Genomic DNA, 8,224 nt, shown 5'->3' on the forward strand with positions numbered 1-8,224 from the left:
GCTCTGGGAAAAGAAAAGCAGCGCAAAGCCGGCGTCCATGGCCACGGCTTCCGCCGCGACCATCCGGGCGAAGGCGGTTGCGTCGGGCTCATCCGTGGTGAGCGCCGAGAGGCCGCAAGCATAGTGCGTCCGTGAGTTGGCCAGCGACTTCCTCCCTGCATTTCCTCCGACGCTTTTTTGTATGCGTTCAGCCCGCTTGCGTCGAAAGGCATTGTTGTCTTCAACCGCCATTTTGGCAATGGCGGGCCTCGTGCTGCATGACCGAAAGTACAATATGCGGAGTTTCGGACGAACTGCATTCTCGCAGCGTGGCGCTTTGGGGCACTTCTTCCGGTGCATTATACGGTATAGGAATAGCGGATAGCCGGGGGCAGCCGGGCAATAACCCGCGCCGGGACTACCAAGGTAATACCTAGGGAGGATTCATGTCGGACATATCGTTGATGGTAAACGGAAAGCGAGTCAGCGGCGTTGCCGAAGACCGAACGCTTCTGGTTTATTTCTTGCGGGAGAATCTCGGTCTCACCGGGACGCATGTCGGTTGCGACACCTCGCAATGCGGAGCCTGCGTCGTGCTTGTCGACGGCAAGGCGGTGAAGTCCTGCACGATGCTCGCGGCGCAGGCCTCGGGTTCGAGCGTCGTGACGATCGAGGGGCTGGCAAACGGCGCCGATCTGCATCCGGTGCAGGCAGCCTTCAGGGAGCATCACGGTCTGCAGTGCGGTTTCTGCACGCCGGGCATGATCATGACGGCGACGGACATGATCGCGCGCCATCCGGAAGGCCTCGACGAGGCCACCGTGCGCTCCGAGCTTGAGGGCAACATCTGCCGCTGCACCGGCTACCACAACATCGTCAAGGCGATCCTCGCCGCATCGCAAGCGATGGCGAAGGGATCGAAGGGCAAGGCCAAGCAAGCTGCGTGAGGCCCGAGCGAGTAGCGAATAGGGAGTAGCGAGTAGCCGGTCTCTGTTTGGGCGGCCTCCACTCCAATCGTTCCCTACTCGCTATTCGCTACTCACTACTCGCTGTTTACGGGAGGAATTTCCGCAATGGGTATCGAAGGTGTCGGCGCTCGCGTGGCGCGCAAGGAAGACAAGAGGTTCATCACCGGCGGCGGCCGTTATGTCGACGATATGGTGGTTCCCGGCATGAAGCATGCCGCGTTCGTGCGCAGCCCGCACGCGCACGCGCAGATCAAGAAGATCGATGTGAAGAAAGCTCAAGGCATGCCCGGCGTCATCGGCGTGCTGACCGGCAAGGAACTCAAGGCCGACGGCATCGGCAACCTGATCTGCGGCTGGATGATCCATTCCAAGGACGGCTCGCCGATGAAGATGGGCGCCTGGTCGCCGCTCGCCGTCGACAAGGTGCGCTATGTCGGCGACGCCGTCGTCATCGTCATTGCCGACACCAAGGGCCAGGCGCGCGATGCGGCGGAGGCGGTCGAGATCACCTACAAGGAACTGAAGGCTGTGGTCGATGCCACCAAGGCGCTTCAGCCGGGCGCGCCGCAGATCCATGCCGAGGCCGAGAACAATCTGATCTTCGACTGGGAGATCGGCAACGGCAAGGCAACCGATGCCGCGATCAAGTCGGCGGCACATGTCACGCGCATGAAGATCGTCAACAACCGGCTGGTGCCGAATGCGATGGAGCCAAGGGCAGCGCTTGGCCACTACGACAAGGCCGAGGACCACTACACCTGCTGGACGACGTCGCAGAATCCGCATGTCGCGCGGCTGGTGATGAGCGCCTTCTACAATGTCGCGCCGGAGAACAAGCTGCGCGTCATTGCGCCGGATGTCGGCGGCGGCTTCGGCTCCAAGATCTACATCTATCCGGAGGAGATCGTCTGCCTCTGGGCGTCGAAGAAGACCGGCGTGCCCGTCAAATGGGTCGCCGACCGCACCGAAAGCTTCCTCGCCGACGCGCATGGCCGCGATCATGTCTCGATGGTGGAAATGGCGTTCGACAAGGACAACCGGATCACCGGGCTCAAAGTCGACACGATAGCCAATCTCGGCGCCTATATGTCGCTGTTCTCGTCCTGCGTGCCGACCTATCTCTACGCCACGCTGCTGTCGGGCCAGTACGATATCCCGGCCATCCACGCCAATGTGCGCACCGTCTACACCAACACCGCCCCCGTCGATGCCTATCGCGGGGCAGGGCGGCCGGAAGCCACATACCTTCTGGAACGCACGATGGAGACGGCCGCGCGCGAGCTCGGCGTGACGCCCGCCGAGCTGAGGCGCAAGAACTTCATCACCTCCTTCCCGCACCAGACGCCGGTAATCCTCAGCTACGACGCGGGCGACTATAACGCTTCGCTCGACGCCGCGATGAAGGCGGCCGACTATGCCGGCTTCACCAAGCGAAAGGCGGATGCCGCCAAGCGCGGCAAGCTGCGCGGCATCGGCATGAGCTGCTACATCGAGGCCTGCGGCCTCGCGCCGTCGGCGGCGGTCGGTTCGCTCGGCGCCGGCGTCGGCCTTTGGGAATCGGCGGAAGTGCGCGTCAACGCCGTCGGCACCATCGAGGTGCTGACCGGCTCGCACAGCCATGGCCAAGGCCATGAGACGACCTTCGCGCAGCTGGTCAACCAGCGTTTCGGCGTGCCGATCGATTCGGTTTCGATCGTCCACGGCGATACCGACAAGGTGCAGATGGGCATGGGCACCTACGGTTCGCGTTCCGGCGCCGTCGGCATGTCCGCCATCGCCAAGGCGCTCGACAAGGTCGAGGCCAAGGCGAAGAAGATCGCTGCCCATCTGCTCGAGGCCGACGAGGGCGACATCGTCATCGAGAATGGCGAGGTCAAGGTTGCCGGCACCGACAAGAGCCTGCCCTGGTTCCAGGTGGCGCTTGCCGCCTACACCGCCCACAATCTGCCGGCAGGCATGGAGCCCGGCTTGAAGGAAACCGCGTTCTACGATCCCTCGAACTTCACCTTCCCGGCAGGCTGCTACATCTGCGAGGTCGAGATCGATCCGGAGACCGGCCTGACGGAGATCGTCCAGTTCGTCGCGGCGGACGATTTCGGCAACATCATCAATCCGATGATCGTCGAAGGGCAGGTGCATGGCGGTATCGCGCAAGGCGTCGGCCAGGCGCTGCTGGAAGGCGCGCATTATGACGCGAACGGGCAACTGCTGACGGCGAGCTACATGGACTACACCATGCCGCGCGCCGACGATCTGCCGTCGTTCAAGGTCTCGACCTCGAACACGCCGTGCCCAGGCAATCCGCTCGGCATCAAGGGTTGCGGCGAGGCCGGCGCGATCGGTTCGCCGCCGGCGGTGATCAACGCCATCACCGATGCGCTCGGCGTCGTCGATATCGCCATGCCGGCGTCGCCGTCGACCGTATGGTCGGCGATCCGCGCCAAGAAGCACTGAAATGAAGCGAATATGGAATAGGGAGTAGCGAATAGGGGAAAGCGCGATGCGAAGGGATTGGTCCTATTCGCTATTCGCTACTCGCTATTCGCTCTTTCCCCGAAGGGAGGAAGACAAATGTACTCGGTCAACTACCATCGCGCCGCCTCTGTCGCTGAGGCCGCCAAGCTGTTGAAGAGCGGCGATGCCAAGCTTCTGTCCGGCGGCATGACGCTGATCCCCGCCATGAAGACGCGGCTCGCGGCGCCTTCCGATCTGGTCGACGTGTCGCGGCTGAAGGACCTGCAGGGCGTCAAGGTGTCCGGCAAGACGGTCACCATCGGAGCGGCGACGACGCATTACGACGTTTCCAATGACGAGAAGCTGAAGAAGGCCTGTCCGGCGCTTGCCCATATGGCTTCGCTGATCGGCGATCCGGCGGTGCGTCACAAGGGCACGATCGGCGGCTCGATCGCCAACAACGATCCGGCGGCCGACTATCCGGCGGCGCTGCTGGCGCTGGGAGCGACCATCGTCACCAACAAGCGCCAGATCGCGGCCGACAAGTTCTTCAAGGGCCTGTTCGAGACGGGGCTGAAGGAGGGCGAGATCATCACGGCGGTGACCTTCACCGCGCCTGCCAAGGCGGCCTACCAAAAGTTCCGCAACCCGGCCTCGCGCTATGCGATCGTCGGCGTGTTCGTGACCAAGGGCAAGGATGGGGTCAGGGCCGCGGTGACCGGCGCCGGCGACGACGGCGTCTTCCGCTCCAAGGAAATCGAGGCGGCGCTGGCGAAGAAATTCGACGCCTCGGCGCTCGACGGCCTGAAAGTGCCGGCAAAGGGGCTGATGAGCGATATCCATGCCTCTGCCGACTACCGCGCCAATCTGATCGCGGTGATGGCGAAGCGCGCGGTGGCCGCTGCCAACGCTTGAACGCTGCTGCCTGGATGAAAAGGAGAGGGGCCGTCGCGGCCCTTTTTCTTTTGTATTTGCAGCTACTTGGCAGGAGCTGCCTGAGAATTCATGCCTTCGCACTTGCACAAGATTATCCCGCATTGCAAAATAAGCGCGGCGGGAAACGAAGCGGTTCCCGGGCGCGGCTATCCGTGCCGGGGCCTCCGTGTTGCGAAGGGACGGCATGACCGACATCTCCGCGACGGCCGGCGCCCTGCCACGGGCCGCAGCCGACAAAGCGGCACGAACCAGGCTGGCCTATCTCGACGGCTGGCGCGGCCTGTCGATTGCGCTGGTGCTGATCGGCCACTTCTTCCCGGTTCCGGGAATCAATCTCGGGGTCCTCGGCGTCGAGTTCTTCTTCGTGCTCAGCGGTCGGCTGATGGGCGAGATACTGTTCATCGAACGCTTTCCGCTGAAGAAATTCTTCAAGCGCCGCTTCTCGCGCATCTATCCGGCGCTGCTGGTATTCGTGGCCACCGCAATGATCGGGCTCGCCGGCACGTTCATTGCCTTCAAGTGGAAGGCGGCGCTGACGGCGCTGACCTTCACCTATAACTATGCCGGCATTCTCGTTAACCGCGCCGGTGCGCTCGACCATATCTGGTCGCTCGCCATCGAGGAGCATTCTTATGTCATCCTGGCGCTGATCAGCGTGGTGGTGTCAGGGCGCGCCAATGTCGTGCGGCTGCTTGTGGCATTGTCATTGCTGGCAATGGCCAACGGCGCCATCTCATACTGGGTTCTCGGCATGGACTACGAGACCAGCTACTGGCGCACCGACGTGCACATCGCTTCGATCCTGCTGTCGGCCGCGATCTGCCTGCTCAAGGCCGACGGACGGTTGCCGGCCTTCGTGAGGAACCAGCATGTGGCGCTGGCGGCGGCCGCGGGCGCGGTGCTGCTGTTCCTCGATCCGGTGCCGACGCCTGTGCATTACATTCTCGGCGTGCCGCTGCTGGCGCTTGCGGTCAACGCGCTCGACTTCGCCGGCGGTTACCTGACCGGATTGCTGTCGTCGCGGCCGATGGTGATGCTCGGGCTGTGGTCCTATTCGCTCTATCTCTGGCAGCAGCCCTTCTACAAATTCGTCTATGACCGGGACAGCGCGCCGATCCCAATGCTGGCCGCGGTCTTCGCCTGCGCGCTGGCGAGCTACTACATCGTCGAAAAACCGGCGCGAGGCTGGCTCAACCGCAATTGGTGAATGTGGGTCAGACCTGGCTGCCCTTCCGCGCGGCGAGATAGCGCCGAAGCCCCGCTTCGCCGCGCGGCGTGGTCCAGCGGTGGTTCCAGGCGAATGCCGGCCTGAGCAACGGCGCCAGGAGTTTGAGGATCGGCCTCTCCACCGTGACCTGCCAGATCAAGTCGACGTGCGTACCGGTTCCAGACGGCGACAATTCGGCCCGCCACAGGCCGTCGAAATCGCCGAAGGTCTTCACCACCACCAGACGGCCTGGCTCGAGCTCGGCGGCCTCGATGACGAAGTTCAACTCGTAGGGCAGGGCGCCTCGCGCCCTGGCTCTGGCCCGCGAGCCGACAACACCCTTGCCCTTCCTGTCGAGGGGCTTGACTTCCTTGTAGGCGTCGCCCCACCAGAGCGGCAGCAACTCGGCGTCGGACAATACGTCCCACACTTCCTGCGGCGTCCCCTCCGGGATGTCCCAGCTTTCGTCGAAGCGGAAGACGTTGCTTGGCATGATGCCGCACCCCCAGCCTGCGGAGCACTCACATTAGCTGCAGCTTGTTTTGGTGGCCAGTGGCCGTTCAGCCGGTGATGGGTTTGGCGTAATAACGCACCGACTTCTTGCCGCCATGAATCACGGCATCGCCGACCTCGGCAAAGCCAAGCGCGGCGTGGAAGGCATCCGAGGCGGGGTTCGGCGGATCGGCATTGACCTCGCAGGTGACGATCGTGTGGCCGGCGCGCCGGGCATGGTCGAACAGATCCTCGTAGAGGCGCCGGGCATGGCCGCGGCCGCGCGCCTCGGCCGCTACAACCACCCGGTCGACATAGACGAAGCGCGGATAACGCTCGCGAAACCAGAGAAAATTCGGGCTGTCGTAGCGGGCGTTCTGATCGAAGCACATGATGAAGGCTTCGAGAGCACCGATGCGGCGCGTGTAGAAAGCCTGGCCGATAAGGAACGACAACCGCTCCGGCTCCAGCCAGGACAATTCGGCCGCATGTTCGTTGTTGAGGGCAAGGATGGCGGCCTCGGCAGCAGGCGAGACGCGTTCGATCGGCAGCCGATCCTTCGACATCGTTTCTTCCGGCATCAGGCCCTCGCGGCCGCGATGGTGGCCGCCACCTGGGTCTGGTCGGTCACCGTGGTGCGATATTCACGGTCGAGGTCGGTGCCACCCATGCCGACATGCGGGTTGCGGTAGCGCATGGCGCTCGGCACGTCGGCAAGCGCGGCGAAATGCATTTCGCTCAGCGCCGTTCGCCTCAGGACTTCACCGATATTGTCGGGCGCCAGCGCGCCGCAGCCAAGGATGATGATGCGCCCGCCCGCCTGGCGAACAAGCTGCGCGAGCAGATCGGCGCCTTCCAGCGCTGTGTCACGCTGGCCGCTGGTCAGCACGCGGCCGACCTTGCAGCGGATCAGCGCTTCGAGCGCCTCGGCTGGGTCCCGCGTCATGTCGAAGGCGCGATGGCAGGTGACGTTGAGCGGGCCGGCTGCCTGCGTCAGCTCGCTCATGCGCAGCTCGTCGACGGCGCCGTCAGCGGTCAGGCAGCCGACCACGACGCCGGCTACGCCGAGATCGCGCAGGGCGCCGACATCGGCAAGCATCGACCGATATTCGGCCTCGCTGTAGAGGAAATCGCCGCCGCGCGGACGCACGATGACATGAAAAGGGATGGTCGCGCGTTCGAGTGCGGCGCGCACCGTGCCGAGGCTCGGCGTGATGCCGCCTTCGACGAGGCTGGCGCAGAGCTCGACCCGGTCGGCGCCGGCGGCCTGAGCGGCGAGCAGGCCGTCAATGCCCTCGACGCAGATTTCGATCAGGGGTTTTGGGGCGTCGGTCACCAGTATCCATCCAGCCTGCAAGAGAGACCAGCCCTAGCATCGCGGCGATTGCCGCGGAAGCCGCTTCGATCGGTCCAGCGCGGGCTGTCGTCGAATTTGACGCAGAGCAATGCGGCATCGCGCCGCCGGCTATACGGATTGGCTTTTCTTCAACCTTGGGGACTTGGAAATGACATCTCATGAAACGGCCAGACGCAGCGTGCCAGGCACGATCGTCTCCATTTCGTCCATGGGAGCCGCCGCGACGGAAAGGGCTTCCGCCGCAAACTTGAACGAAAGCCCGATCATGACGGGCTTCCGGCGCTGGGAGGCGCTCAGGGATTCGATCTCCTTCGATATTTCCGACAATGATCTGAAACGCGTCTACCACGACATGTCCAAGATCGTGGAAGGCATGCTCGCAACTCCCGCCACAACCCCCCAGGAGTTCGCGGCGCAGTTCATGGCCGTTTGCAGCGGTGATGAGATCGAATACCGGCAGGCTGCCCGCAAGCTTCACGCATACGCGCAAGCCCTCGTCGGCGTGGTGGTGCAATGAGCAACTACCGCCAGCGGTACCAGTCCGCGTCAATGCGTTCGGTCAGTTCTGCAAGATCGTGTTCTTGGCGCCTTGTTCGACCTGGTCGATCACCAGGAGCTTGACCGGGTCGGCGCCGATATTGGTGGCCTGGTGCCATTGGCCGATCATCTCGACGATGAAGTCGCCGGTTTTGTAGGTGTTGCTGGCGCCGGTCTCGACATTGGTGACCTTAAGCGTTCCGGCCTCGACATAGGCGTAGCGCGGGAAGGGGTGCTTGTGCACCGGCAAGGTCGCGCCCGGCGCGATCTGATAGGCCGAAACCTGAACCTCGA

Annotated in this window: 9 protein-coding genes and 1 pseudogene; 5 read left to right on the forward strand and 5 right to left on the reverse strand. The window is 63.6% G+C overall.

All coding sequences use genetic code 11. The features are described from left to right. A pseudogene (locus tag EOA38_RS20700) lies at window positions 1–231 on the reverse strand (hypothetical protein); the annotation flags it as partial. A gap of 194 nt (window positions 232–425) precedes the next feature. Between EOA38_RS20700 and EOA38_RS20705 the strand changes: the two are divergent. The 4 genes from EOA38_RS20705 (at window position 426) to EOA38_RS20720 (ending at window position 5,544) form a co-directional block, all read left to right on the forward strand. Further along, a complete protein-coding gene (locus tag EOA38_RS20705) occupies window positions 426–926 on the forward strand; it encodes a (2Fe-2S)-binding protein (protein WP_126093365.1) in 501 nt (166 codons plus the stop codon). 126 nt (window positions 927–1,052) lie between these two features. Continuing rightward, the gene (locus EOA38_RS20710; RefSeq protein ID WP_127300100.1) at window positions 1,053–3,401 is read left to right on the forward strand and encodes a xanthine dehydrogenase family protein molybdopterin-binding subunit; all 2,349 of its coding nucleotides are present in this window, start codon (window positions 1,053–1,055) and stop codon (window positions 3,399–3,401) included. A 117-nt stretch (window positions 3,402–3,518) separates the two neighbouring features. Continuing rightward, window positions 3,519–4,316, forward strand: coding sequence for a xanthine dehydrogenase family protein subunit M (locus tag EOA38_RS20715; RefSeq protein ID WP_126093367.1), 798 nt, complete (start codon window positions 3,519–3,521; stop codon window positions 4,314–4,316). Window positions 4,317–4,521: 205 nt separating this feature from the next. Further along, window positions 4,522–5,544, forward strand: a complete 1,023-nt coding sequence (locus EOA38_RS20720; RefSeq protein ID WP_127300101.1) for an acyltransferase — start codon at window positions 4,522–4,524, stop codon at window positions 5,542–5,544. A 7-nt stretch (window positions 5,545–5,551) separates the two neighbouring features. On the opposite strand, the gene EOA38_RS20725 is transcribed toward EOA38_RS20720, so the two are convergent. The 3 genes from EOA38_RS20725 to EOA38_RS20735 form a co-directional block, all read right to left on the reverse strand. Next, window positions 5,552–6,037, reverse strand: coding sequence for an SRPBCC family protein (locus EOA38_RS20725; RefSeq protein ID WP_126093368.1), 486 nt, complete (start codon window positions 6,035–6,037; stop codon window positions 5,552–5,554). A gap of 67 nt (window positions 6,038–6,104) precedes the next feature. Beyond that, entirely contained in the window at window positions 6,105–6,617 is a 513-nt protein-coding gene (locus EOA38_RS20730) for a GNAT family N-acetyltransferase (RefSeq protein ID WP_189350006.1), read from the reverse strand. Continuing rightward, entirely contained in the window at window positions 6,617–7,372 is a 756-nt protein-coding gene (locus EOA38_RS20735; protein WP_245464646.1) for a copper homeostasis protein CutC, read from the reverse strand. The genes EOA38_RS20730 and EOA38_RS20735 overlap by 1 nt, the downstream gene beginning before the upstream one ends. Window positions 7,373–7,481: 109 nt before the next feature. On the opposite strand from EOA38_RS20735, the gene EOA38_RS20740 reads away from it, so the two are divergent. Further along, on the forward strand, window positions 7,482–7,910 hold the full coding sequence (locus tag EOA38_RS20740; protein WP_127221603.1) for a hypothetical protein: 429 nt from the start codon (window positions 7,482–7,484) through the stop codon (window positions 7,908–7,910). 42 nt (window positions 7,911–7,952) lie between these two features. On the opposite strand, the gene EOA38_RS20745 is transcribed toward EOA38_RS20740, so the two are convergent. Then, the coding region (locus EOA38_RS20745; protein ID WP_145966013.1) for a cupin domain-containing protein at window positions 7,953–8,224 on the reverse strand (272 nt) is incomplete at its 5' end.

It is taken from the genome of Mesorhizobium sp. M1E.F.Ca.ET.041.01.1.1, assembly GCF_003997355.1.
Classification (GTDB): Bacteria; Pseudomonadota; Alphaproteobacteria; order Rhizobiales; family Rhizobiaceae; genus Mesorhizobium.

Excerpts from the sequence above, each read along its gene's own strand:
- EOA38_RS20705 (WP_126093365.1), top strand. The coding sequence starts at position 426 with ATGTCGGACATATCGTTGATGGTAAACGGAAAGCGAGTCAGCGGCGTT.
- EOA38_RS20710 (WP_127300100.1), top strand. The coding sequence starts at position 1,053 with ATGGGTATCGAAGGTGTCGGCGCTCGCGTGGCGCGCAAGGAAGACAAG.
- EOA38_RS20715 (WP_126093367.1), top strand. The coding sequence starts at position 3,519 with ATGTACTCGGTCAACTACCATCGCGCCGCCTCTGTCGCTGAGGCCGCC.
- EOA38_RS20720 (WP_127300101.1), top strand. The coding sequence starts at position 4,522 with ATGACCGACATCTCCGCGACGGCCGGCGCCCTGCCACGGGCCGCAGCC.
- EOA38_RS20725 (WP_126093368.1), bottom strand. The coding sequence starts at position 6,037 with ATGCCAAGCAACGTCTTCCGCTTCGACGAAAGCTGGGACATCCCGGAG.
- EOA38_RS20730 (WP_189350006.1), bottom strand. The coding sequence starts at position 6,617 with ATGCCGGAAGAAACGATGTCGAAGGATCGGCTGCCGATCGAACGCGTC.
- EOA38_RS20740 (WP_127221603.1), top strand. The coding sequence starts at position 7,482 with ATGCGGCATCGCGCCGCCGGCTATACGGATTGGCTTTTCTTCAACCTT.